This window comes from Pseudomonas sp. MF5691 (assembly GCF_016405645.1).
In the GTDB taxonomy this organism is placed as follows: domain Bacteria; phylum Pseudomonadota; class Gammaproteobacteria; order Pseudomonadales; family Pseudomonadaceae; genus Aquipseudomonas; species Aquipseudomonas shahriarae.
In genome coordinates this window covers 83,694-107,897 of record NZ_JAEKDC010000010.1, presented here as the reverse complement: position 1 = coordinate 107,897, position 24,204 = coordinate 83,694, and the positions used below count along the sequence as shown (strand labels likewise).

At 62.1% G+C, this 24,204-nt stretch carries 18 protein-coding genes; 8 read left to right on the top strand and 10 right to left on the bottom strand.

Features of this window, described 5'->3' with window-relative positions:
* Position 1: 1 nt before the first annotated feature.
* From JFT44_RS16100 to JFT44_RS16070, 7 genes are all read right to left on the bottom strand, one after another.
* Complete coding sequence (locus JFT44_RS16100; RefSeq protein WP_198830906.1) at positions 2 to 2,710, bottom strand: nitrate reductase; 2,709 nt, start codon at positions 2,708 to 2,710, stop codon at positions 2 to 4.
* A complete protein-coding gene (gene nirD / locus JFT44_RS16095; protein WP_057439522.1) occupies positions 2,710 to 3,027 on the bottom strand; it encodes a nitrite reductase small subunit NirD in 318 nt (105 codons plus the stop codon). The genes JFT44_RS16100 and nirD overlap by 1 nt, the downstream gene beginning before the upstream one ends.
* Positions 3,024 to 5,477 carry a nitrite reductase large subunit NirB gene (gene nirB, locus JFT44_RS16090; RefSeq protein ID WP_169960532.1) on the bottom strand — a complete coding sequence of 818 codons (2,454 nt, stop codon included), beginning with the start codon at positions 5,475 to 5,477 and terminating at the stop codon, positions 3,024 to 3,026. The genes nirD and nirB overlap by 4 nt, the downstream gene beginning before the upstream one ends.
* Before the next feature lie 272 nt (positions 5,478 to 5,749).
* Positions 5,750 to 7,417 carry a bifunctional protein-serine/threonine kinase/phosphatase gene (locus tag JFT44_RS16085; RefSeq protein WP_198830905.1) on the bottom strand — a complete coding sequence of 556 codons (1,668 nt, stop codon included), beginning with the start codon at positions 7,415 to 7,417 and terminating at the stop codon, positions 5,750 to 5,752.
* Positions 7,417 to 8,628, bottom strand: a complete 1,212-nt coding sequence (locus JFT44_RS16080) for a NarK/NasA family nitrate transporter (RefSeq protein ID WP_057960340.1) — start codon at positions 8,626 to 8,628, stop codon at positions 7,417 to 7,419. Before JFT44_RS16080 ends, JFT44_RS16085 begins: the two co-directional genes overlap by 1 nt.
* A 247-nt stretch (positions 8,629 to 8,875) precedes the next feature.
* Positions 8,876 to 9,451 (bottom strand): ANTAR domain-containing response regulator, encoded by a 576-nt coding sequence (locus tag JFT44_RS16075; protein WP_057439520.1) that lies wholly within the window; start codon positions 9,449 to 9,451, stop codon positions 8,876 to 8,878.
* A gap of 13 nt (positions 9,452 to 9,464) precedes the next feature.
* Complete coding sequence (locus JFT44_RS16070) at positions 9,465 to 10,691, bottom strand: CmpA/NrtA family ABC transporter substrate-binding protein (protein WP_198830904.1); 1,227 nt, start codon at positions 10,689 to 10,691, stop codon at positions 9,465 to 9,467.
* Positions 10,692 to 10,937: 246 nt separating this feature from the next.
* On the opposite strand from JFT44_RS16070, the gene JFT44_RS28995 reads away from it, so the two are divergent.
* The 4 genes from JFT44_RS28995 (at position 10,938) to JFT44_RS16050 (ending at position 14,025) form a co-directional block, all read left to right on the top strand.
* Positions 10,938 to 11,807, top strand: a complete 870-nt coding sequence (locus JFT44_RS28995; protein ID WP_057960338.1) for a secretin N-terminal domain-containing protein — start codon at positions 10,938 to 10,940, stop codon at positions 11,805 to 11,807.
* Positions 11,808 to 12,001: 194 nt separating this feature from the next.
* Positions 12,002 to 12,424 (top strand): winged helix-turn-helix domain-containing protein, encoded by a 423-nt coding sequence (locus tag JFT44_RS16060; protein WP_169960529.1) that lies wholly within the window; start codon positions 12,002 to 12,004, stop codon positions 12,422 to 12,424.
* Positions 12,421 to 12,885: a transglycosylase SLT domain-containing protein gene (locus JFT44_RS16055; RefSeq protein WP_057444923.1), complete on the top strand. Its 465-nt coding sequence runs from the start codon at positions 12,421 to 12,423 to the stop codon at positions 12,883 to 12,885. Before JFT44_RS16060 ends, JFT44_RS16055 begins: the two co-directional genes overlap by 4 nt.
* 90 nt (positions 12,886 to 12,975) lie before the next feature.
* A complete protein-coding gene (locus tag JFT44_RS16050; RefSeq protein ID WP_057960337.1) occupies positions 12,976 to 14,025 on the top strand; it encodes a quinone-dependent dihydroorotate dehydrogenase in 1,050 nt (349 codons plus the stop codon).
* Positions 14,026 to 14,167: 142 nt separating this feature from the next.
* Here JFT44_RS16050 and rmf read toward each other — a convergent pair whose 3' ends face one another.
* Positions 14,168 to 14,383, bottom strand: coding sequence for a ribosome modulation factor (gene rmf, locus JFT44_RS16045; RefSeq protein WP_002553055.1), 216 nt, complete (start codon positions 14,381 to 14,383; stop codon positions 14,168 to 14,170).
* A 534-nt stretch (positions 14,384 to 14,917) separates the two neighbouring features.
* On the opposite strand from rmf, the gene rlmKL reads away from it, so the two are divergent.
* Both rlmKL and JFT44_RS16035 read left to right on the top strand, forming a co-directional pair.
* Entirely contained in the window at positions 14,918 to 17,188 is a 2,271-nt protein-coding gene (gene rlmKL, locus JFT44_RS16040; RefSeq protein WP_057439518.1) for a bifunctional 23S rRNA (guanine(2069)-N(7))-methyltransferase RlmK/23S rRNA (guanine(2445)-N(2))-methyltransferase RlmL, read from the top strand.
* 135 nt (positions 17,189 to 17,323) lie between these two features.
* Complete coding sequence (locus tag JFT44_RS16035; RefSeq protein WP_057960335.1) at positions 17,324 to 19,723, top strand: GGDEF domain-containing protein; 2,400 nt, start codon at positions 17,324 to 17,326, stop codon at positions 19,721 to 19,723.
* 147 nt (positions 19,724 to 19,870) lie between these two features.
* Here JFT44_RS16035 and dacB read toward each other — a convergent pair whose 3' ends face one another.
* Positions 19,871 to 21,331 carry a D-alanyl-D-alanine carboxypeptidase/D-alanyl-D-alanine-endopeptidase gene (dacB, locus tag JFT44_RS16030; protein ID WP_186625625.1) on the bottom strand — a complete coding sequence of 487 codons (1,461 nt, stop codon included), beginning with the start codon at positions 21,329 to 21,331 and terminating at the stop codon, positions 19,871 to 19,873.
* 237 nt (positions 21,332 to 21,568) lie between these two features.
* Between dacB and JFT44_RS16025 the strand changes: the two genes are divergently transcribed.
* Positions 21,569 to 21,913, top strand: a complete 345-nt coding sequence (locus JFT44_RS16025; RefSeq protein WP_038442289.1) for a YggL family protein — start codon at positions 21,569 to 21,571, stop codon at positions 21,911 to 21,913.
* A gap of 53 nt (positions 21,914 to 21,966) precedes the next feature.
* On the opposite strand, the gene JFT44_RS16020 is transcribed toward JFT44_RS16025, so the two are convergent.
* The gene (locus tag JFT44_RS16020) at positions 21,967 to 23,157 is read right to left on the bottom strand and encodes a benzoate/H(+) symporter BenE family transporter (protein ID WP_057439514.1); all 1,191 of its coding nucleotides are present in this window, start codon (positions 23,155 to 23,157) and stop codon (positions 21,967 to 21,969) included.
* Between the two features lie 219 nt (positions 23,158 to 23,376).
* On the opposite strand from JFT44_RS16020, the gene JFT44_RS16015 reads away from it, so the two are divergent.
* Positions 23,377 to 24,141, top strand: a complete 765-nt coding sequence (locus tag JFT44_RS16015) for a GntR family transcriptional regulator (RefSeq protein WP_057439513.1) — start codon at positions 23,377 to 23,379, stop codon at positions 24,139 to 24,141.
* Positions 24,142 to 24,204: the final 63 nt, after the last annotated feature.

Genomic DNA, 24,204 nt, shown 5'->3' with positions numbered 1-24,204 from the left:
CTCACACACTGATAGCGATTGGCTGCGAGGTGCTTGCCAATAGCCGTTTGATTTCGGGGACGCAGGAGCCACATTGCGTGCCGCAGCCCAATGCTTGTTTCAGCCCGTCCAGGTTCAGGCCGCGGCCGATGCCGGCGCATATCGCGCTTTCACTGACGTTTTTGCAGTTGCAGAGAATTCTATTGCTGGTCGTTCCACCACCGGGCGGCGCGCTTAGCGGTGCCAGCAGCCAGCGGCGTAACTGTTCGTCGGCGCGGCCTTCCAGCCACAGGCTTTGCAGCCAGTGGCGGGCGAGGGTTTCGCCGGCCAGGCGGATCGCGGTGATCCGGCCTTTCTCGATCCTTACCCGTTTACCGATGGAACGGCGCGGGTCGTCATAGGCCATGACCGGGCCGTCATTGAGGCCCAGCAATCGGTCGATGCTGTTGAGCAGTTGCAGGTCCGGTGCTTCGGTATGGGCAGCCCGCACCAGCAGGGCCGGCCGCTCACGCCCGGTCAGGCTCAGGCTGACGTAGGCAAACTGCTCACAAAGGGGGCGCAAGGCTTCGAAGTGTTGCTGCACATCGCCCTCGATCAGCGCGAACAAGTGCCAGGGCAATTGCACGGCTTCCAGGCGTACGCCGCTGTGTTTGAGTTCCGGCTGTTTCGACAGTGGGTCGAACGCCGGCTGGGTCAGCGCATTGACGCCACCCTTAAGGAAGCGATCGCCCCAATGCATCGGCAGGAATGCCTGGCCGGGTCGCACGCTGTCATCACTGGTCACCGCCACAATCACGTTGGCGCGACGGCTTTTGAGGTTGACCAGGTCGCCTTCCTTGAAACGGTGCCGGCGCAATTCGTCCGGGTGCAGGCTGAGCGATGCTTCGCTGACATGGCCAAAGAGTTGCGCCGCCGTGCCAGTACGGCTCATGCCATGCCATTGGTCACGCAGGCGGCCGGTGATCAGGGTCAGTGGAAAACGCGCGTCCCGCTGCTCTTTGGCGGCGCGATAAGGATCAGCGACAAACTGCGCACGACCACTGGCGGTCGGGAAGATGCCATCGGTGTACAGCCGTGGCGTGCCGGCCTGGGCCTTTGCGGGAAACGGCCATTGCTGCGGGCCGATGCGGTCGAGCAGGGCGTGGCTGAGGCCCGACAGGTCCAGGTCCTGACCACGGGTCAGCTGTTTGTATTCATCAAACACCTGCGCGGGCGTTTCAAAGGCAAACAGGCCGGTTTTTTGAGGACGCAAGCGGCGCTCCAGGCGCTGTGCGAAATCCACGGTAATCGCCCAGTCTGGTCGCGCTTCACCCGGTGGGGCGATGGCTTGGCGCACGTGGGAAATGCGCCGTTCGGAGTTGGTCACGGTGCCTTCTTTCTCGCCCCAACTGGCGGCGGGCAACAACAGGTCGGCAAAGGCGGCGGTTTCTGTGGTGCGGAAGGCTTCCTGCAACACCACGAACGGGCACGCGGCCAGGGCCTGGCGCACGTTGTTCTGGTCTGGCAACGATTGCGCGGGGTTGGTGCAAGCGATCCACAACGCTTTGATCTTGCCGGCCTGTATCTGCTCGAACAGTTCAATGGCGGTCAAGCCGGTGCTGCAGGGCAGTTGTTCAACCCCCCAGTAGGTGGCCACTTCGGCGCGATGCTCGGCGTTGCCGGCGTCGCGATGGCCTGGCAGCAGGTTCGACAGGCTGCCGGTCTCCCGGCCGCCCATGGCGTTGGGCTGGCCGGTCAGGGAAAAGGGCCCGCAACCCGGGCGGCCAATGGTGCCGGTGGCCAGGTGCAGGTTGATCAGCGCACTGTTTTTAGCGCTGCCAGCGGTGGACTGGTTCAACCCCATGCACCACAGCGACAGGAAGCTGGGCGAGGTGCCCACCCACTGTGCGCACTGGCGCAGTTGTTCGACACTGATCCCACACAATTGCGTGACCATCTGTGGCGTGTAGTCATGGACCAGCCGCTTCAACTCGACCAGACCCTCGGTATGAGCCTGGATAAAGTCGCGGTCGATCCAGTCTTCCCACAGCAACAGATGCAAAATCCCATGGAACAACGCCACATCAGTACCGGGCAGGATCGCCAGGTGCATATCCGCCAAGTCGCAGGTGTCGGTGCGCCGGGGGTCGATGACCAGCACTTTCATCTCGGGTCGGCGTGCCTTGGCCTCTTCCAGCCGGCGAAACAGTACGGGGTGGGCGTAGGCCATGTTACTGCCGACGATCATCACGCAATCGCTGGCCTCCAGGTCCTCATAGCTGCACGGCGGCGCATCGGCGCCCAGGCTGCGCTTGTAGCCGACCACTGCCGAAGACATGCACAGCCGGGAATTGCTGTCGATATTGTTGGTGCCCACCAGGGCCCGCGCGAGTTTATTGAAACTGTAGTAGTCCTCGGTCAACAGTTGCCCGGAGATATAGAACGCCACGCTGTCGGGGCCATGCTCGGCGATGGTGTCGGCGAATACATTGGCCGCGTGTTCCAGGGCCGTGTCCCAGTCGGTGCGGCCGCGGGCCAGCTCTTTGCCCAGGCGCAGCTGCGGGTACAACGCCCGCGCCGTCAGATCGCCGGTCAGGTGCAGGCTGGAACCCTTGCTGCACAACTTGCCGAAGTTGGCCGGGTGTGCCGGATCGCCGCTGACCCCGAAGATCTGCGTGCCATCGTGCTCGATCAGCACGCCGCAGCCGACCCCGCAGTAGCAGCAGGTCGATGCCGTGACCTGGCGGTTCATCAACCGGCGTCCCGCAGGGCCAGCATCACCCGGCCGTTTTCCACCCGGGCGTGGTGATGGTGGGCGCAGCCGATATCCGGGGCCTGGGCTTCGCCGGACGCCAGGTCGATCTGCCAGTTGTGCAGCGGGCAGGCCACTCGTTTGCCATAGATCAGCCCCTGGGACAGCGGCCCGCCCTTGTGCGGGCAGCGGTCATCGAGGGCGAACACTTCATCGTCACTGGTACGGAAAATCGCGATTTCCCCTTTCGGGCCACTGACAATGCGCGAGCCCAGGGAGTTGATTTCTTCGAGGGCGCAGATATCCAGCCAGTTCATAGCACTACCTCCAGCTGTTTGACGGCGATGGTGTCGAATTCCTTCTTCAGCAGCGGCTGCTCCAGGCGCTCTTTCCACGGGTCTTGTTCAAACGACAGGGAGAATTGCAGGCGCTCATTGAGGGCCTGGCGCCGCGCCGGGTCTTCCAGCACGGCCTTCTTGATGTGGTCCATGCCCACCCGTTGCAGGTAGTGCACGGTGCGCTCCAGGTAGAAGGCTTCTTCGCGGTACAGCTGTAGGAAAGCGCCGTTGTACTCACGTACTTCTTCGGCGGTCTTGAGCTTGACGAAAAACTCCGCGACCTCAGTCTTGATCCCGCCATTGCCGCCGATGTACATCTCCCAGCCCGAGTCGACGCCGATAATGCCCACATCCTTGATTCCGGCTTCCGAGCAATTGCGCGGGCACCCGGACACCGCCAGCTTGACCTTGTGGGGCGACCACATATTGAACAGGTCATGTTCCAGCTCAATGCCCAGTTGCGTGGAGTTCTGCGTGCCAAACCGGCAGAACTCGCTGCCAACACAGGTCTTCACGGTGCGGATGGATTTGCCGTAGGCATGCCCGGACGGCATATCGAGGTCTTTCCACACCCCGGGCAGGTCCTGTTTCCTGATGCCCAGCAAGTCGATGCGCTGGCCGCCGGTGACCTTGACCATCGGCACGTTGTACTTGTCGGCCACATCGGCAATCCGGCGCAGCTCGGAAGGATTGGTCACACCGCCCCACATCCGTGGGACTACCGAGTAGGTGCCGTCTTTCTGAATGTTGGCGTGGGCCCGTTCGTTGATCAGGCGCGATTGCGGGTCGTCCTTGGCTTCGCCCGGCCAGGTGGAAATCAGGTAGTAGTTGAGTGCCGGGCGGCAGGTGGCGCAACCGTTGGGCGTACGCCAGTTCAGGTAGCTCATGGTGTCGGCGATGGTCAGCAAGTGCTGGTCGCGAATGGCCTGGCGGATTTGCCCGTGATTGAGGTCGCTGCAGCCGCAGATGGCTTTTTCGCTTTTGGGTTTGACGTCGGCGGCGCCGCCCACGGTGTTGATCAGGATCTGCTCCACCAGCCCGGCACAGGAGCCGCAGGAGCTGGCGGCCTTGGTGTGTTTTTTCACCTCATCGACACTGAACAGGCCCTGTTCCTGGATCGCCTTGACGATGGTGCCCTTGCACACCCCGTTGCAGCCGCAGACTTCGGCGTTGTCGGCCATGCTCATGGCTTTGTCCTGGCCTTGGTGGCCTACATCGCCCAGGGCGTTTTCGCCGAACATCAGGTGATCGCGGATCTCACCGATGCCATGGTTCTCACGGATCTGCCGGAAATACCAACCGCCGTCGGCGGTATCGCCGTACAGGCAGGCGCCGACCAGTATGTCGTCCTTGATCACCAGCTTCTTATAGACGCCGCCGATAGGGTCGGAAAGGGTGATGGTCTCGGTGCCTTCGCCGCCCATGAAGTCGCCAGCAGAAAACAGGTCGATGCCGGTGACTTTCAGCTTGGTCGAGGTCACCGAGCCTTTGTAAGTGGCGAAGCCCAACTGCGCCAGGTGGTTGGCACACACCTTGGCCTGCTCGAACAGCGGCGCCACCAGGCCGTAGGCAATCCCACGATGGCTGGCGCACTCGCCGATGGCATAGATGCGCGGGTCGTAGGTTTGCATCGTGTCGTTGACCAGAATCCCACGGTTGCACGGGATGCCGGACTGTTCCGCCAGCTCGGTGTTGGGGCGGATACCGGCAGCCATCACCACCAGGTCAGCCGGAATCACCTCGCCATTTTTGAACTGCACCGAGCCCACGCGACCATTGCCGGCGTCATGCAGGGCCTGGGTCTGCTCGCACAGGCGAAACACCAGGCCCCGGCTTTCCAGTTCGGTTTGCAGCAACTGGCCGCTGGTCTTGTCCAACTGGCGTTCCAGCAGCCATTCGCCGATATGCACCACGGTCACGTGCATGCCGCGCAACATAAGGCCATTGGCCGCTTCCAGGCCCAGCAAGCCGCCACCGATGACCACCGCGTGCTTGTGGGTGCGGGCGGTGTCGATCATGGCCTGGGTGTCGGCGATATCGCGGTAGCCAATTACACCCTGCAAGGTATTGCCGGGGATCGGCAGGATAAACGGGGTCGAGCCGGTGGCGATCAGCAGGCGATCGTATTCGGCTTCCGTGCCGTCTTCGGCGATGACTTTGCGCTTGACCCGGTCGATCTGCACCACCTTGCGGTTGAGCAGCAGCTTGATGTTGTTTTGCAGGTACCAGTCCAGGTCGTTGAGCACGATCTCTTCGAACGTCTGCTCACCGGCCAGCACCGGTGACAGCAGGATGCGGTTGTAGTTGGTATGGGGCTCGGCGCCAAAGACCGTAATGTCATACAGCTCGGTGCTCAGCTTCAGCAGTTCTTCAAGGGTGCGAACCCCGGCCATGCCGTTGCCGATCATCACCAGTTTGAGTTTCTTCATGTCGTTCTCCGCAGTGGCTCGACAAATCACGCGCAAACAAAAAAGGCGTCCCGCTAGTTGCCTAGCGAGGACGCCTTTGTCCTGGTCCCGTTCTCTCGGGAAAGCCCCACCTTCGTCGTTGAAGGGTGGGCTGTATGTGGGGGTGTTGCAGAAGCTAATGCAGTGGTTGTGCCAAGTCGCGCAACGCCGGGTTTACTGGGGTTTTAGTGGATGCTCCAAGGTCTTTACGCACCATTTAAAGGCGGGATGCCCACAACTGGCGCACCTGCCTCCTATAGGGATAACAGATACAGCAACAGCAGATTGATCAGCAACGACACCAACGCCAGGGTTTGCCAGACCTTCAGCGGCTCGCGCTCCAGCAGTGGCCGCGGGCGCAGGCTCAGTTCGCGGCGGTCGGCCTGTTCCAGCACCAGCAGCCATTCCTCGGCGGTTTCGTAACGTTGGACCGCCTGTGCCGCCACCGAGCGCTCCAGGCTCTGCTGCAACCAGTCGGGCAGGTCGGGTCGATAACGGCTGGCACTGACTGGTGTGTTGAAGCGGGGGCGCTGGAACGCTTCGATTTCACCGTAGGGATAATGCCCGGTCAGCAGGTAATACAGGCTCACGCCGACGCTGTACAAATCCTGCTGCGGTGTCGGACGTTCGCCGCTGAAGGCTTCGGGCGCGATAAAGCTGGGGGTGCCCGGCAACAGGTGAGCGCGGTCTTCGGATAAGCCGGGGCAATAGGCCAGGCCAAAATCCAGCACCCGCAGTTCGCCGTCTTCCCCCAACAGCAGGTTTTCCGGCTTGATGTCACGGTGCAGGATTTGCCGGCGATGCAGCATGCCCACCGCCCGCAGCAAGCGCTCGGCGATGGACTGCCATTGCGCCAGCGGCAAGGGGCCTTGCTGCTGGAACAGTTCGGCCAGGGTCTGCCCGCTGTATTCACGCATCACATAGTACAAATGCTGACGCCCGCCGCCCGGATGGACTTCAGGAAATGCCCGTCCCGCCACCCGGCGCAAAAACCATTCTTCCGCGAGCAGGGCCTGGGCCGCATCGTTGTCATCGTCGCGACCCGGGGCCAGGGTTTTCAGCAGCCAGGCTTGCTGCTGGGTATCACGTACCCGATACAGCAACGACTGCCGACTGTGCGCCAGCACGCACTCCACCTGCCAGCCTTCAAAGGCTTGCCCGGCCTTCAACGGCGGCGGCAGTGGCCACTGCTGCAACTGCACCAGCGCATCACCCAGGGTCGCGGCGCCAAGCTGGTCGATGCGCACCAGCAGGGCGCTGGCATTGTCCTGGCTACCCGCCAGGTGCGCCGCATTGACCAGGGTGTTCACGGCCAGATCCAGGTCGGCCTGTTCGCGCAGGATCGCGCGGATGCTGTGATCGGCCAGGGTCGCCCATACCCCATCGCTGAGCAGCAGGAAGCACTCGCCCTGGCGCAGTTCACCGTCGAGAAAATCCACCACCAGATGCTGGTCCAGGCCCAGGGCGCGCTTGAGCACATGCTGCATGCCCGGTTGCTCCCAGACATGTTCTTCAGTGATGCGCTGCAACTCGCCCGCGAACCAGCGATACACCCGGCAGTCACCGACATGGGCCAAGGTAAAACGCTGGCCGCGAAACACCAGGGCACTGAGGGTGGTCAGCAACGGCTGGCCGCCGCCATTGGCCTGCAGCCAGCGATTTTGCGCGAGCAACAGGCGGTCCAGGGCCTGGGCCACGCCCCAGGTTTGCGGCGTGGCGTAGTAGTCCAGGGCCAGGGCCTGCAAGGTCGAGCGCGCGGCCAGGCCGCCGTCGGCGCATTGGCTGACACCATCGGCGATGGCACACAGATAGCCCTTGCTCGCGGCCAGCTCCGGGGCCGGGGTGACCAGGCGCAGGGCGTCCTGGTTTTCCGCGCGCGGCCCAGTGGCGCTGGCCTGGGCCACGCTCAGTTGCAGGCTCATCAGACCCGCGCTGCGGTGACGGCAGCCGAACCCCAGGTGGTCCTCCAACGCCGCTTCACGCCATACAGGCCGAACCACGCCAGCACGCCCAGGCTGGCGAACAGCCACAACGCCAACTGATAGCTGCCGGTGCTTTGCTTGATTGCGCCCATACCCGCAGCCAGGGCGAAACCGCCGATACCGCCGGCCATACCGATCAACCCGGTCATCACGCCGATCTCCCGGCGAAAGCGCTGGGGCACCAACTGGAAGACCGCGCCGTTACCGGCCCCCAGGCCGAGCATGGTGCATACGAACAGGGCCAGTGCAGCGTAGGAACTCGGTAGGTTGAAGCCCACTGCCGCGATGCACACCACCGCCACGCCGTACATACCCAGCAGGGTGCGGATCCCACCGAACCGGTCGGCCAGGGCACCGCCCAGGGGCCGCATCAGGCTGCCGCCGAACACACAGGCGGCGGTGTAGTAGCCGGCAGTGACCGGGCTCAAGCCATATTGGTCGTTGAAGTAGCCGGGCAGGGCGCTGGCCAGGCCGATAAAGCCACCGAAGGTCACGCTGTAGAAGAACATGAACCACCAACTGTCGCGGTCGCCCAGGGCCTTGAAGTAGTCGGCCATGGATTTGGCTTTCGGTCGCTCAGGCGCATTGCGCGCCAGCCAGGCGAATACGATCAAGGTCAGGACCAGCGGGATCAGGGCAAAGCCAAACACGTTGCTCCAGCCAAAGGCGGCGGCGATCAGCGGCGCCAGCAATGCGGCGAACACCGTGCCGGAATTGCCCGCACCGGCGATGCCCATGGCCTTGCCCTGGTGTTCGGCGGGGTACCACTGGGAGGCCAACGGCAGGGCCACGGCAAACGAGGCCCCGGCCATGCCGAGAAACAGCCCCAGCAGCAGCGCCTGTTCATAGCTGTGGATCCCCAGTTTCCAGGCACAGAACAGCGCCACAATCACGATCACCTGGCCGATCAGGCCGGCGGTCTTGGGCGACAACTTGTCTGCCAGCATGCCCATCAAGAAGCGCAGGATCGCGCCCGCCAGGATCGGTGTGGCAACCATCAGCCCGCGTTGCTGGGTGGTCAGTTGCAGGTCGGCGGCGATCTGCACCGCCAGCGGGCCCAATAGATACCAGACCATGAAACTCAGGTCGAAATACAGGAACGCGGCAAACAAGGTCGGGGTGTGCCCGGATTTCCAGAAGCTTGATTTCATCACGCACCTCAGATTGGGGGTCTTGTAGAAGGCCTGGTGATGGAACGGCCAGCGAAGGCCGCCCCACCCAAACGAAAAAACGCCGCCACCGGGTTCGCCTGGGCAAACCGGATGTGCGACGTCTTTGTCGTGGAGGGGCAACCGCCGTTGGCTACCTGGGGTGTTTGGTTTGCAAGTCTTGCGCCAATCGTGACACTGCCATCGCGGGCAAGCCCGTTTCCACAGTGGGCGAGGGTAGTTGTGTGTCTCAGCCTAACAATTCACTCATGGCAATAATCTGCTCGGCCACCTGGATCAACTTCTGCTGGCGGCTCATGGCTTGGCGGCGCATCAGGGTGTAGGCCTGTTCTTCATTGCAGTCCTTCATTTTCATCAGCAAACCCTTGGCCAGCTCGATGCGCTTGCGTTCCGCCAGTTGCTGGTCGCGGGCCTGCAGCTGCGCACGCAGGGCCTGATCGCTCTCGAAGCGTGCCATGGCCACATCGAGGATCGGCTGCAGGCGCTGGGCCTGGATGCCCTCGACGATGTAGGCACTGACCCCGGACTTGATCGCCTGGCGCATCACGTTGGGGTCATGTTCGTCGGTAAACATCACGATGGGGCGGGGCTGGTCACGGCTGACCAGCACCACTTGCTCCATCACATCGCGGCCGGGTGACTCGGTATCGATCAGAATCACATCCGGGCGCACCGTTTCGACGCGCGCCGGCAGGTCGATGGTCAGGCCGGACTCGTCGATCACCTCAAAACCGGCCTCGGTCAGTGCACTTTTGAGGCGCCCGACTTTGCGTGGGGTGTCATTGATCAGCAGGATTCGCAACATGGCTGGCCTCCCATCAGCGCAAGGCGTGGCGGACGACATCGTCGGCCAGGGCATGCAGGCGGAAGCTACGGGCGTAGGCAGCCGGATCCGAGCCATCCCAGACCTTGCCGTCGATCAATTGGCTGCTGCGCATGTCCGCGCCCCAGGCTGCCACACCCACCGCCGTCGCGGCCTGGCGGTAGAGGTCCAGTTGCTGCACCTGCCGGGAAACGGCGAGGTAGTCAGGGTCGTCACGCAGCAGGCCCCAGCGGCGGAACTGGGTCATGAACCACATGCCGTCGGACAGGTACGGCAGGTTGACCTCGCCACCGCCATGGAAGCGCAGCGCGTGCACGTCTTGCCAGTGGTTGCCCAGGCCATCGTCATAAGCCCCGAGCAGGCGCGGTTCGATGCAGTCGAGTGGGGCGTCCAGATATTCCCTGGCGCTGAGCAGTTGCGCGGTGGAGCGGCGGTTCTCCAGGCTGTCGTCGATAAAACGGCTGGCCTCCAGGATCGCCATTACCAGCACGCGGGCGGTGTTGGGGTATTGCTCGACAAACGCCTGGGTGCAGCCCAGGACTTTTTCCGGGTGATCCGGCCAGATCGCCTGGCTGGTGGCCAGGGTAAAGCCCTGGTTCTGCTGCACCGCGCTGGCGCACCAGGGTTCGCCCACACACAGGCCGTCAATCCGCCCGGCCTGCAAGTGCGCGACCATCTGCGGCGGCGGCACCACCACACTCTCGACATCGCGCAGCGGATGAATGCCTTGGCTGGCCAGCCAGTAATACAACCACATGGCGTGGGTGCCGGTGGGAAACGTCTGGGCGAAGGTGAGTTTTGTCCGGCTTTGGTGCACCTTGCGCGCCAGTGCCTCAGGACTGGTCACGCCCTGGTGCTGCAGGCCCTGGGACAAGTTGATGCCCTGGCCGTTCTGGTTCAGGCCCATCAGCACCGCCATGTCGGTTGGCGCCACGCCGCCGATGCCCAGGTGCACCGCATAGATCAGGCCATACAGGCTGTGGGCGGCGTCCAGTTCGCCGCTGACCAGCTTGTCGCGCAGGCCGGCCCAGGATGACTGGCGCTTGAGGTTCAGCGTCAGCCCGTACGGCTGGGCAAACCCCTGGGTCGCCGCGACCACCAGCGAGGCGCAATCGCTCAAGGCCATGAAGCCCAGGTCGAGGCTGCTCTTTTCCGGGGCATCGCTGCCGTTGACCCAGGCCAGGGGGTTATTGGCCTGGCTGTTGCCCACCTGATCACTCATCAACACCTACCTTCTGTGTGAAAAAAGGCGTCGTTCCGTAGGGCGGCTTGCAAGCCTCCTGCAGGTAACGACGCCTTTGTGCTTGAGCCCGTTCCGTCGTTGGTGCGGGCCGCGATACACAAGACAAAGCAAGGCACATGCCACGGCGCAGGGCGTTCCGTGGTTGATCAGGTTTTCATCAAGATTGCATTGCGCGGGCCTTTCACTATGGCGCTCCTTCGGGCAACACCCTTCAGGAAACCCCGCGTGCTTCTTGATCAATCTATCGCAGCGACCTGCGCTGCCTTTTTGCAGCGCTGGCTGCTGGGCGGGCTGTTGATGCTCGCTGCCCTGCCAGCCATGGGCGCGACCTACCTGGCGTTGGATGAAAGCCTTTCGGGCTTCTTCGCCCGGCTTGCGGTGCCCTTGGGGCAGCCCATCGTGGTCAGCAAGCGGGCGGCGGGCAAGCGCATCACCGGGCAATTTGATTTTGCCGACGCGCAAGCGGTCCTCGAGACGGTAGCGTTGCAGCACGAATTGATCTGGTACAGCGACGGCCAGGTGCTACATCTCTACGACGCCAGCGAGGCCAAGAGTTCCGGGGTGATTCTGCGGCACATGAGCGTCGACAGATTGCGTGTGGTCATGCGGCGCGCGGGGCTCGACGAGGCGCGCTACCCGCTGCGCAAGGCCGGTGCGCGATTGTTTTATGTGTCCGGGCCCGCCAATTATGTTGATCACGTATTGCGCCTGGCCCAACTGATGGACCGCCAACGCCCGGCACGGCGCCAGGCGTTACCGGAAGTCGGTGTCGTGCAGGTGCTGAATCATGACGTGGCAGACCACCAGTACGACATGGGGCCGCAAAAAATCACCGTGCCCGGCATGGCAACGCTGGTCGAGCGTCGGCTTGCCGAGCTTGGGCGCAAGGCCGGCACTGGCGCAGCGGTAATCGCCTACCCACAGGTCAACAGCCTGTTGATCAAGGGAAGCGCGCAGCAGTTGCGGTTTATCAAAGAACTGGTGGCTGAATTGGATACACCCACGGCTCCCGTGATGGGCTCTGTTTCGACCCCCCTGAGCTCTGATCAATACGAGCGCGTCCGGCGTGCATTTGCTCGCATCGCCGAGCAATGAAAGCAGGCATTACCTATGGCGAACGGGGGCTGTTGACCTCGAAAGTTCCTACGAAACACTCCCGGAAAACTTCGAAGCACAGGGTTTTTTCCTAACGTGCAATTGGCTGCGGGTTTCTATAGTCGCGATATCTCCAGGCGGTGCGATATCAATATTCAAGGCGCCGCGTATGTCAGACAGGAACAGAGGTTTGCATGGTTGCTGCAGTTGAGGGCTTGGTCAGGGGCTCCCTCGCCTTTGGTCATTGGAAGTTGCAGGGTGATGGCCGGCTGACCGCCGAAGGTCGCGACATTCAGTTACCCCCCAAGGAATGTCATGTGTTGCGCTTGTTGCTGGCCACGCCCGGCGTATTGGTGACCAAGGACTACCTGCTGGAGCAGGTCTGGCCCCATATCGACATCGCCGAAGAGTCCCTGACCCGTTGTATCTACTCATTGCGCAAGCAATTGGAGGGCGATAGGCGGTTGATCGCGACAGTGTATGGCCGCGGTTATCGCTTCAATGGCCGGGTAAGGGTGCTCGAGCGGCATGGCCAGGCAGCGCAAGGTGCGGGTGCTCCACGGCGTGCTTGCCCGGCCTGTGGCTGGTACGCCGAAGCGGCTGTCGAGCAGGCATGAAACGAGCCTGCAGGCTGGGGCTGCTGTTACTTATCCTGGGCAAGGCGAGTGAGGCCGGGGCTTATTGTTGGGCCGAGGCCGCCCGCCAATACGATATCGAGCCGGAGTTACTGCAAGCCATTGCCGCCGTGGAGTCCGGCTATCGCGCCGAGGCCATGAACTACAGCAATAACAATGGCAGCCGTGACATCGGCCTGATGCAGATCAACAGCATTCATCTGCCGCGCCTGCTCAAGCAGGGGATTACCGAGCAGCGTCTGTTGGATGAGCCGTGCCTGTCGGTGGAGGTGGGGGCGTCGATTCTGGCCGACTTCATCAAGCAGTTTGGTTACAACTGGACCGCCGTGGGCGCCTACAACGTCGGGCCTGGGGCAGGGGGCGAGCGTGATGCGCTGCGCCTGCGTTATGCGCAGAAGATCTGGGCGCGCTACGAAGAGTTGATGCAGCATCGAAACGGATGATCGACCGGCGGTGTGCCATGCCTCGCACGTACCCGCCACCCCGGCTATAATCGCCGCCACCTTTCGCCGCCATCCGAGTCAAGCCCGCCCATGTATACCCTGGCCCGCCAGCTGTTGTTCAAACTCTCCCCGGAAACTTCCCACGATCTGTCCCTGGACCTGATCGGCGCGGGTGGCCGCCTGGGGCTCAATGGCCTGGTGTGCAAGGCGCCGGCAAAGATGCCGGTCTCGGTGATGGGGCTCGATTTCCCCAACCCGGTGGGCCTGGCAGCTGGCCTGGACAAGAACGGTGCTGCCATCGACGGCTTTGCGCAGTTGGGCTTCGGTTTTGTCGAGATCGGCACCGTCACGCCGCGTCCGCAGCCGGGCAATCCCAAGCCGCGCATTTTCCGCCTGCCGGAGGCCGAGGCGATCATCAATCGCATGGGGTTCAACAACCTGGGCGTCGATCACCTGCTGGCGCGGGTCCAGGCCGCCAAGTACAAGGGCATCCTCGGGATCAATATCGGCAAGAACTTCGACACCCCGGTGGAACGTGCGGTAGATGACTACCTGCTCTGCCTGGACAAGGTCTACGCCCATGCCAGCTATGTGACCGTCAACGTCAGCTCGCCCAACACCCCGGGCCTGCGCAGCCTGCAGTTTGGCGACTCGCTCAAGCAACTGCTCGAAGCCCTGCGCCAGCGCCAGGAAGACCTGGCGGTACGCCATGGCAAGCGCGTGCCCTTGGCGATCAAGATCGCCCCGGACATGAACGACGAAGAAACCGTGCTGGTGGCCCAGGCCCTGGTGGATGCGGGGATGGATGCGGTGATTGCCACCAACACCACCCTCAGCCGTGCCGGCGTTGAAGGCCTGGCTTTCGGTGACGAGGCGGGTGGGCTTTCCGGCGCGCCGGTGCGTGACCAGAGCACCCATATCGTCAAGGTGCTGGCGGCCGAGTTGGCCGGGCGTTTGCCGATCATCGCCGTGGGCGGTATCACCGAAGGCAAGCACGCCGCCGAGAAAATCGCCGCGGGTGCCAGCCTGGTGCAGTTGTATTCCGGGTTTATCTACAAGGGTCCAGCGTTGATTCGCCAATCGGTGGACGCCATTGCGGCGAGCGGGCTTGCCCCGCGTGGGACTGCAAAGCAGCCCTGAAGCTGCTGCTGCGCAGGGGTTTCAAGCCCATAAAAAAGGGCTCCTCGAAGGAGCCCCTGGGCCGAAGCCCGCCGCCCGGATGGGGCGTGCGTGGTTAAGTTGTTACATTCTTCAAGGTGGTTGTCGGAATTACGTGCCCTGATTAGCCGACGGCGTGAAGTTCGTTGAGTCTGTGGATCCCCGCAGTGCCGGTCATACCGTCCCAGTTGTCGCCGCGTCCTTCGCGCCAGCCGTTAATCCAGGCTTGGCGTACTGACGGTAGAGTAAATGGGCAAAGCTCACGGGATTTGCCATGAACGCCATACTGATATCCGCGTAAAAATGCTCTTTCCAACGGATCACGCTTAAGTCTTCTCATAGGGTGTTTCCCTCACTTGTTGACTGTCTTGATATCCTTCGGCCTCGTCCGAGGCCGGGCAGAGTTTTTCTGCCGTTGGTGTGGCTCGCTGCCGGCGTGGCGAGCCTCTGTGTCAGCGTCGTTGTGGCGCTAACCTGTGTTGAGTTCTAACCAATAGGTCACATGGTTTCAATGATCGTTTTGTCATAAGCACGTAACGATAACGATGCTATAGCCATAAGCTGGGATGGCTTTTCGCCCCATTTATTGGGCAAAGCCAGCTATGATGTGCCCTGTATAGAGGATGGGTTTAATCCTTTAGTGAGAATACCCGCCGCTTGCAGTCGGTTATTATTCGACGAAGGGTCAGAATATTTCCTTTTGTTGCTCAAATTATCTCTCTGCCCCGGCAATCAAGGCCCTGCAGGTCTGGACACCGGGGTGGAACGGCACACATTCGTGCCACGCGAGCGCTCTTCAAGAAAAGCGCTTGATTGAAAACCGAACGCGCGATGCGTCGCCCGTTCACTTATTGCTGAAAAGCCTGGAATCCCCATGTCGGACCGTTACGAACTCTTCCTCACTTGCCCCAAGGGCCTCGAAGGCCTGCTGATCGAGGAAGCCGTCGGGCTTGGCCTTGAAGACGCCCGCGAGCACACCTCGGCTGTGCGCGGCATGGCCGACATGGAAACCGCCTACCGCCTGTGCCTCTGGTCGCGCCTGGCCAACCGTGTACTGCTGGTGCTCAAGCGCTTCCCGATGAAGGATGCCGAAGACCTGTACCACGGGGTGCTGGATATCGAATGGCAAGACCATATGGTCCCTGACGGCACCCTGGCGGTGGAGTTCAGCGGCCACGGTTCGGGCATCGACAACACCCACTTCGGCGCGCTGAAGGTCAAGGATGCGATTGTCGACAAGCTGCGCACCCCGACCGGTGAACGCCCGTCCATCGACAAGATCAACCCCGACCTGCGCATTCACCTGCGCCTGGACCGTGGCGAAGCGATCCTCTCCCTCGACCTGTCCGGCCACAGCCTGCACCAGCGCGGTTACCGCCTGCAGCAGGGCGCGGCACCGTTGAAGGAAAACCTCGCGGCGGCAATTTTGATTCGTGCCGGCTGGCCGCGCATTGCTGCTGAAAACGGCGCGTTGACTGACCCGATGTGCGGCGTCGGTACCTTCCTGGTGGAAGGTGCGATGATCGCCGCCGACATGGCCCCCAACCTTAATCGCGAGCAGTGGGGCTTCACCGCCTGGCTTGGCCACGTGCCGGCCCTGTGGAAAAAACTCCACACCGAGGCCAGCGAGCGTGCGGCCATCGGCATGAACAAGCCGCCATTGTGGATCCGCGGTTACGAAGCCGATCCGCGCCTGATCCAGCCTGCGCGCAACAACATCGAGCGTGCCGGCCTGAGCCACTGGATCAAGATTTACCAGGGCGAAGTCGGCACCTTCGAGCCGCGCCCGGACCAGAACCAGAAAGGCCTGGTGATCTGCAACCCGCCGTACGGCGAGCGCCTGGGTGACGAAGCCAGCCTGTTGTACCTCTACCAGAATCTCGGTGAGCGTCTGCGCCAGGCGTGCATGGGCTGGGAGGCGGCGGTGTTCACCGGCGCCCCGGACCTGGGCAAGCGCATGGGCATTCGTAGCCACAAGCAGTATTCGTTCTGGAACGGCGCGTTGCCGTGCAAGCTGCTGCTGATCAAGGTCAACCCGGACCAGTTCGTCACCGGCGAGCGCCGCACCCCGGAGCAGCGCCAGGCCGAACGTGAGCAGGCCGCCTACGACCAGGCCCCGACCGAGCCGCAAGAGCGCCAGTACAACAAGAACGGTAACCCGATCAAACCTGCGCCTGCACCGGCGCCAGTGGTTGAGCAGGCGCGCTTGAGCGAAGGCGGGCAGATGTTTGCCAACCGCCTGCAAAAGAATCTCAAGCTGCTGGGCAAGTGGGCCAAGCGCGAGGGTGTCGATTGCTACCGCGTGTACGATGCCGATATGCCGGAATACTCCATGGCCATCGACCTGTACCACGACTGGGTGCACGTCCAGGAATACGTGGCACCAAAGTCCATCGACCCGGAAAAAGCCTCGGCGCGCATGTTCGATGCCCTGGCCGCCATTCCCCAGGCGCTGAACATCGACAAGAGCCGTGTGGTGGTCAAGCGCCGCGAGCGTCAGAGCGGCACCAAGCAGTACGAGCGCCAGAGCGCCCAGGGCAAGTTCACCGAAGTCAGCGAAGGCGGGGTGAAGCTGCTGGTCAACCTCACTGACTACCTGGACACCGGTCTGTTTCTCGACCACCGCCCGATGCGCATGCGCATCCAGAAAGAAGCTGCCGGCAAGCGCTTCCTCAACCTGTATTGCTACACCGCCACCGCCAGCGTGCACGCAGCCAAGGGCGGCGCGCGCAGCACCACCAGCGTCGACCTGTCGAAAACCTATCTGGACTGGGCGCGCCGCAACCTGTCCCTCAATGGCTTCTCCGACAAGAACCGCCTGGAGCAGGGCGATGTGATGGCGTGGCTGGAAGCCAGCCGTGATGAGTTCGACCTGATCTTCATCGACCCGCCGACCTTCTCCAACTCCAAGCGCATGGAAGGTGTGTTCGACGTCCAGCGTGACCACGTGCAATTGCTCGACCTGGCCATGGCCCGCCTGGCGCCGGGCGGGGTGCTGTATTTCTCCAACAACTTCCGCAAGTTCCAGTTGGAAGACAACCTGGGCGAGCGCTATGCCGTCGAGGAAATCAGCGATAAAACCATTGATCCGGATTTTGCCCGTAACCCGAAAATCCATCGTGCCTGGAAAATCACCGCACGCTGATCGACCTTGAAGCCGCAAGCCTGGATTTTTCCGGGCTCGCGGTTTTTTTACGCTGGTCAAAAGAGGGCTCGATGGCTATAACTAACCTCTTAGCCGAAGTAGCGCTCCTGCACGCTGGTGTTTCGAGTTTTGCCTATGCCGTTGCAAGCCGTCCGCCCGAAAATACTGGGATTTATCAGCGAGCAGGCATCCGCTTGGCTGGTGGCATTGGTGGTCTTGCTGGTGGGGGTGGCGCTCACCGCCGTGCTGGCGCTGACCACGGCCGATCGGCATCACCAGCAGGTCCGCCAGCGTTTCCAGTTATTGGTCAACGAGCGCTATAGCCGCCTGGAAGAGCGTTTCGAAGACCAGGAGCAGCGCCTGGGCAGCCTGCAGCGTTTTTTCGTCAACTCCCATGATGTTTCCCGCGAAGATTTCGATGGGTTCGCCCAGCCGTTGCTGTTGCGCGCCCGTGCCTATGCCTGGGCGCCCCGGGTAGCGCGTGATCAGCGCCGGGCGTTCGAACAACAGGTGTCACGCCAGCGTGGCGCGCCTTTCTCCATTCGTGAGTTGAATGAAGCCGGGGCGCTGGTACCGGCGCACGAGCGTGACGAGTACGTGCCGGTGTTGTACAGCCAGACCCAGAGCATCCTCGGCTCGCCCTTGGGGTTTGACCTGCTGGCCCAGCCGTTGCGCCGCTCGACGATCGAGCGGGCGTACCGTTCCGCAACCATTGCCGTATCCCAACCGATGTCGCTGGTGGGGGTGGAGCCGGCGTATACCATGGGCGTGTTGCTGGTAGCACCGGTCACTCGGCCGCCCACCGCGCAAATGCCCTACAACGAACCCTACGGTTTCGTCATGGCGGTGATCAGCATGCGCCAATTGGTAGCCGACGGTTTGCCCAAGCCCGCGCGGGATAACCTGGTGATGCAGATTGTCGACACCTCCGATACTCAACAGCAGGTGCTGTATGAGTCGGACAATCCCGTGGGCGATAGCAGCCTGGAGTCGATCCGCCGGCTGACCCTGGGCGATCATGTCTACGCCTTGAGCCTGCGTCCCAGCCAGGTGTTCGTGCAGGCCAATCACTCTTCGACGAGCAGTATCCTGGCCATGGGCGGTTTGCTCAGCCTGTTGCTCAGTGCCTTGCTCTATGTGCTGGTCAGCCAGCGGCAGCGGGCGCTGAGGCTGGTCCAGCAGCGTACGGGGCAATTGCACCAGCGCGAGTATGAGTTGCGTGGCGCCCATGGCCAGTTGCGCAGCGTGCTCAACGCCGCGACCCAGGTGGCGATCATTGCCACGGACTTGCGGGGCGTGATCAGCACGTTCAATGCCGGCGCCGAGAAGATGCTGGGTTATCAGGCCGACCAGGTGCTCGGTCACATGACCCTCGAAAGCCTGCACCTGGCGCCCGAACTGGAAGCCCGTGCGGTGCAGTTGAGCCAGGCGCTGGGCAAACGGATCATGCCCGGCCAGGCGATGCTGGTGGAGGGCAGCGACAGCCTGCATGAGGCCCGGGAGTGGACGTTGGTGCGCCAGGACGGCAGCCAGTTGACCGTGAATATGCTGGCCACGGCATTGCTTGACGAGCATGGCTTGTGGATCGGGCACCTGGCGATCTGCCTGGATGTCACCGAGCAGAAACGCGCGTATGAGGCCCTGGCGGCGCGGGATCGTTTGCTGAAAAAACTCAGTGCCCACGTGCCGGGCGGGATCTTCCAGTTCACCCTCGAACCCAATGACAACTGGCGGTTTATCTACGCCAGCGATGGTATTCGCGATATCTACGAAATCGACCCGGGGTTGCTGCAACAGGATGCCAAGCAAGTCTTCGAGCGTATTCATCCCCAGGACGCAGAGCGCATCCGCGCCTCTATCCGCCTGTCCGCGCTGCAGTTGAGTCACTGGCGCGAAGAATATCGGGTACAACTGCCGGGCCGGGGCCTGCGTTGGATCCGTGGCGAGGCGACGCCGGAAGAGTTACCCGGTGGCGGTACGCTATGGCATGGCTATGTGTCGGATATCTCCGATCTCAAGCGGGTGGAAGAAGAGTTGCGGGCACTGTCCATCACCGATTCGTTGACGGGTATCCATAACCGTCGCTACTTCCAGGATCGGCTGAAGGCCGAGATGAGTCGGGTGCGGCGTACGTCGGGGTCGCTGGCGGTGATCATGCTGGATATTGATCACTTCAAGCGCATCAATGACCAGCATGGGCACGCGGCGGGGGATGGTGTGCTGCAGGAGCTGTGCCGGCGTATCAGCCTGCGCCTGCGCCGCAGCGATGTGTTCTGCCGCCTCGGCGGCGAGGAATTCATGGTGCTGTGTCCCAATACCGATGGTGTCCAGGCCTACAGCCTGGCCGTTGAGTTGTGGGAAGTGCTGCGCAGTACGCCAATGGACGGCGTCGGCACGGTGACGGCGAGTTTTGGCGTAGCCAGTTGGCGGGTCGATGAGGGCGTGGATGGCTTGTTGCTGCGCGCGGATTCGGCGGTGTATGCGGCCAAGCAGGCGGGCAGGGATCGGGTCGAGGCGCAGCGGTTGCCTGCCTGAGCACCGTATACCTAATGTGGGAGCGGGCTTGCTCGCGATGACGGTGTATCAGTCGCCAGATGTATTGACTGACACACCGTCATCGCGAGCAAGCCCGCTCCCACATTTAGTCCGCAGTGGTTGCAAAAGGTTGGTAAGCCAACCGCTCTATAGGCCCGGCGCAGCCGCCGCCAGCTTCGGCTGGCGATACAGATCCAGCAGCACCTGGTCCAGCACCGACGATGCACCCCACGGCTTCGGATCGTTGAGAATCGCCACCACCGCCCAGGTATTGCCATTGTTGTCACGGCTGAAGCCGGCAATCGCACGTACTGTGTTCAGGGTGCCGGTCTTGACGTGGGCTTCGCCGCGCAGGGCTGTGGTTCTCAGGCGCTTGCGCATGGTGCCGTCACTGCCGGCAATCGGCATCGAGCTGATGAACTCGGCCGCATACGGGCTTCTCCAGGCGGCCTGCAGCATAGTCGCCATTTCCCGGGCGCTGACCCGTTCGGCACGGGACAGGCCGGAACCGTTCTCCATTACCAAGTGCGGAGCCGTGATGCCTTTTTTCGCCAGCCACTGGCGGATCACGCGCTGTGCTGCCCTGGCGTCGTCGCCGTCGGCATCGGTGCGGTATTGCGCGCCGAGGCTGAGGAACAGCTGCTGGGCCATGGTGTTGTTACTGTATTTATTGATGTCGCGGATGATCTCGGCCAAGTCCGGGGAGAACGTCCGGGCCAGGACCTTGGCGGTTTTCGGCACCGGGGCCAGCACATCGCGGCCCTGGATCGTGCCGCCCAACTCTTTCCAGATCGCGCGCACGGCGCCGGCGGTGTAGGTGGCATGGTCGAGCAGCGACAGATACGTCTGCGAGCTGCAGCCATCGCCCAACTGGCCGCTGACGGTCACGGTGACACTGCCGTCGGCGGCGGTGACCGGGTTGTAGCGCACATCACCGGTGCACTGCTTGGCGTTGCTGGCCTTGACCTGATTGTCGATCTGGATGCTGGCAATCGGCGGTTCCACCGAGACCAACACCTTTCCCGAATCATTGCGGGTCACAAAGCGCAGGGCCTTGAGGTTGACCAGCAGGGCGTCCGGCTTGACCAGGAACGGCTTGTTGGCATCGTTGCCGTCGTCGTTGAACTCCGGCAGTTGGGGCTGGATAAAGAAGCCGCGGTCCAGCACCAGGTCGCCGGTGACTTGCTGTACACCATTGGCGCGCAGGTCGCGCATCAGCAGCCAGAGCTTTTCCATGTTCAGCTTGGGATCGCCGCCGCCCTTGAGGTACAGGTTGCCCCGCAGGATGCCGCCACTGAGGGTGCCGTCGGTGTAGAACTCGGTTTTCCACTGATGGTTGGGGCCGAGCATTTCCAGGGCCGCGTAGGTGGTGACCAGTTTCATGGTCGACGCCGGGTTGACCGACACGTCAGCGTTGAACACCGTGGCGCTGCCGGGGCCATTGAGCGGAATCATTACCAGGGACAGGGCATTGTTCTGCAGTTTGGCTTTCTTCAGGGCTTCCTGGACTTTGGGTGGCAGGGTGGTATTGATCGGGGCGGCGGTGACCGAGAGCGCCAGGGGCAAAAGGAAACTGGCGAGTAATATTGGACGCAAGGATTTGATCATAAGAAGTAAGACCCTACTGCAGAGGAGGGTGAATATAGCGGGGGCTATGTAAGAAAATCCCCCAGTGGTCATGAAAGTGTCGGCATTATGCCCCAAGGTGGGGCTACTTGTGCCTCAACCATAGCTGCAAATGATGGATTTTTTTCGCGCTATCGTGCCACCCGTCTTGGATTGCCGGGCAATTCGCGCCTTAAACTGGTAGAGTGCCGGCCGTTAATACTTAAGAGGATTGTTCCAATGGCGACTAACCGTTCCCGGCGTCTGCGCAAAAAACTGTGCGTTGATGAATTTCAAGAGCTGGGTTTCGAACTGAACCTGGATTTCAAAGAAGGTTTGGACGACGAAGCGGTTGACGCTTTCCTCGACGCCTTCCTGACCGAAGCGATGGATGGCAATGGCCTGGACTACGTGGGCGGCGATGACTTCGGTCTGGTCTGCAAAGCCACCCGTGGTTCGGTCAACGAAGAACAGCGTGCAGCGGTTGAAGCGTGGCTCAAGGCTCGCCCAGAGCTGACCCGCGTTGAAGTCAGCGAACTGCTGGACGCCTGGCATCCAGAGACACCGGTTAACCCGGCTGTCTGATGTCATGAAAAAGCGACCCGCCCGGGTCGCTTTTTCGTTTCAAGGTATTAAATTCAGGCCTTGCGCCAGTTCAGAATCACCAGCGTCAACACCCCCGCCACAATCCCCCAGAATGCCGAACCGATGGAAAACAGCGTCAACCCCGACGCCGTGACCATAAAGGTGATCAGTGCTGCTTCCCGTTCCTTGGGCTCATTCATGGCAATGCTCAGGCCATTGATGATCGAGCCGAACAACGCCAATGCGGCAATCGACAGCACCAACTCCTTGGGCAATGCGGCGAACAACGCCGCCAAGGTCGCGCCAAATACCCCGGCAACCCCGTAGAAAATCCCGCACCACACGGCGGCGGTGTAGCGCTTGTTGCGGTCCTCATGGGCATGGGGGCCGGTGCAGATGGCCGCGCTGATGGCGGCCAGGTTGATGCCGTGGGAGCCAAACGGCGCGAGCACCAGTGAGGCCAGGCCGGTGGCGGTGATCAGCGGTGAGGCGGGCACGTCGTAGCCATCGGCGCGCAATACCGCGACCCCGGGCATGTTCTGCGAGGTCATCGCCACCACAAACAACGGAATGCCGATGCTGATGGTCGCCGCCAGGGAAAAGTGCGGCGTGGTCCACACCGGTGTCGCCACTTCCAGGCTGAACCCGCTGAAGTCCAGGAGCCCCATCAGCCCGGACAAGGCAGTACCGATCAGCAGCGCCGCCAGTACGGCATATCGGGGCGACAGGCGCTTGATGATCAGGTAGGTAAAGAACATGCCCAATACCAGGGCGGTACGGTGCTGCGCGGCGACGAAAATCTCGCTGCCGATCTTGAACAGGATCCCGGCCAGCAGCGCGGCGGCCAGTGAGGCAGGGATTTTCTTCACCAGTTTTTCAAAGCTGCCGGTGAGGCCACAGATCGTCACCAGTACCGCGCAGGTGATGTAGGCGCCAATGGCCTCGCCATAGCTGACCCCGCCCAGGCTGGTAATCAACAGCGCCGCGCCGGGGGTCGACCAGGCAATGGTGATGGGCGTGCGGTAGCGCAGGGACAGGCCGATGCTGCACACCGCCATGCCGATGGAAATCGCCCAGATCCACGAGGAAATTTGCCCGGTGGTCAGGCCGGCAGCCTGGCCGGCCTGGAACATCAGCACCAGGGAGCTGGTGTAACCGGTCATCATGGCGATAAAGCCGGCGACAATGGCCGAAGGCGAAGTGTCGGCCAGTGGGCGCAGCGGCGCCTGGGTCGCGTCGGTCATGGGGCGGTGTTCCTTGTACCTGGGAAATCGTGGAATCAAGCCTAAACTCAAACGTAACTGACTGTTGCAATACAGCCGGTGGCGCAAACAGCCGTACAGTGTGTTGGCGCAACGGGTTGTGTACAATGTGCGCTGTTTTTACGCGATACTTGCCAGCGACCGCTGTACTCTTATTACAGTCAACGTCAATTCGCCGCCGTTCTCCCGACCCGAGTGCCCATGAACGAACAGTTGCAGCCCCTCAAGAAACAGCCGCGAGCCGGTAAGGCCGGTCGCAGTGGAACCCAGGACGATATCGTCTACGCGCATATCTTCGAGGCCATCCTCGAGCAACGCCTGGCGCCCGGTACCAAATTGAGTGAAGAAGCACTGGGCGAGATCTTTGGCGTCAGCCGCACCATCATCCGTCGCGCACTGTCGCGCCTGGCCCATGAAGGCGTGGTGTTGTTGCGCCCCAATCGGGGTGCGGTGGTGGCCAGCCCAAGCGTCGAGGAAGCCCGCCAGGTGTTCCTGGCCCGGCGCCTGGTCGAGCGGGCGATCACCGAATTGGCGGTGCAGCATGCCTCGACCGAAGAGCTGGCCGAACTGCGGCAGATGGTCAATGACGAGCGCGACAGCTTCTCCCGTGGCGATCGCGGCGCGGGTATCCGGCTCTCTGGCGAGTTCCACCTGAAACTGGCCGAAGCGGCAAAAAATGCCCCGCTGATCAGTTTCCAGCGCAGCCTGGTGTCCCAGACCTCGCTGATCATCGCCCAGTATGAAAGCGGCAACCGCTCACACTGTTCCTATGACGAGCACACCCAGTTGATCGATGCCATCGAGGCTCGGGATGTGGGGTTGGCGGTGAACCTGATGATGCACCACATGGATCACATCGACAGCAAGCTCAACCTCGATGAGGAAAGTGCGTCGGATGATCTGCATGCGGTGTTCTCACATTTGCTGCAGACCAAGAAGCCGGGTCGCTCCTCTATAAAACTGTAAACCCCGTTCAAACTGTGGGAGCTGGCTTGCCTTAATGCCAGTCAGTCAAGCGCAGATCCCCTG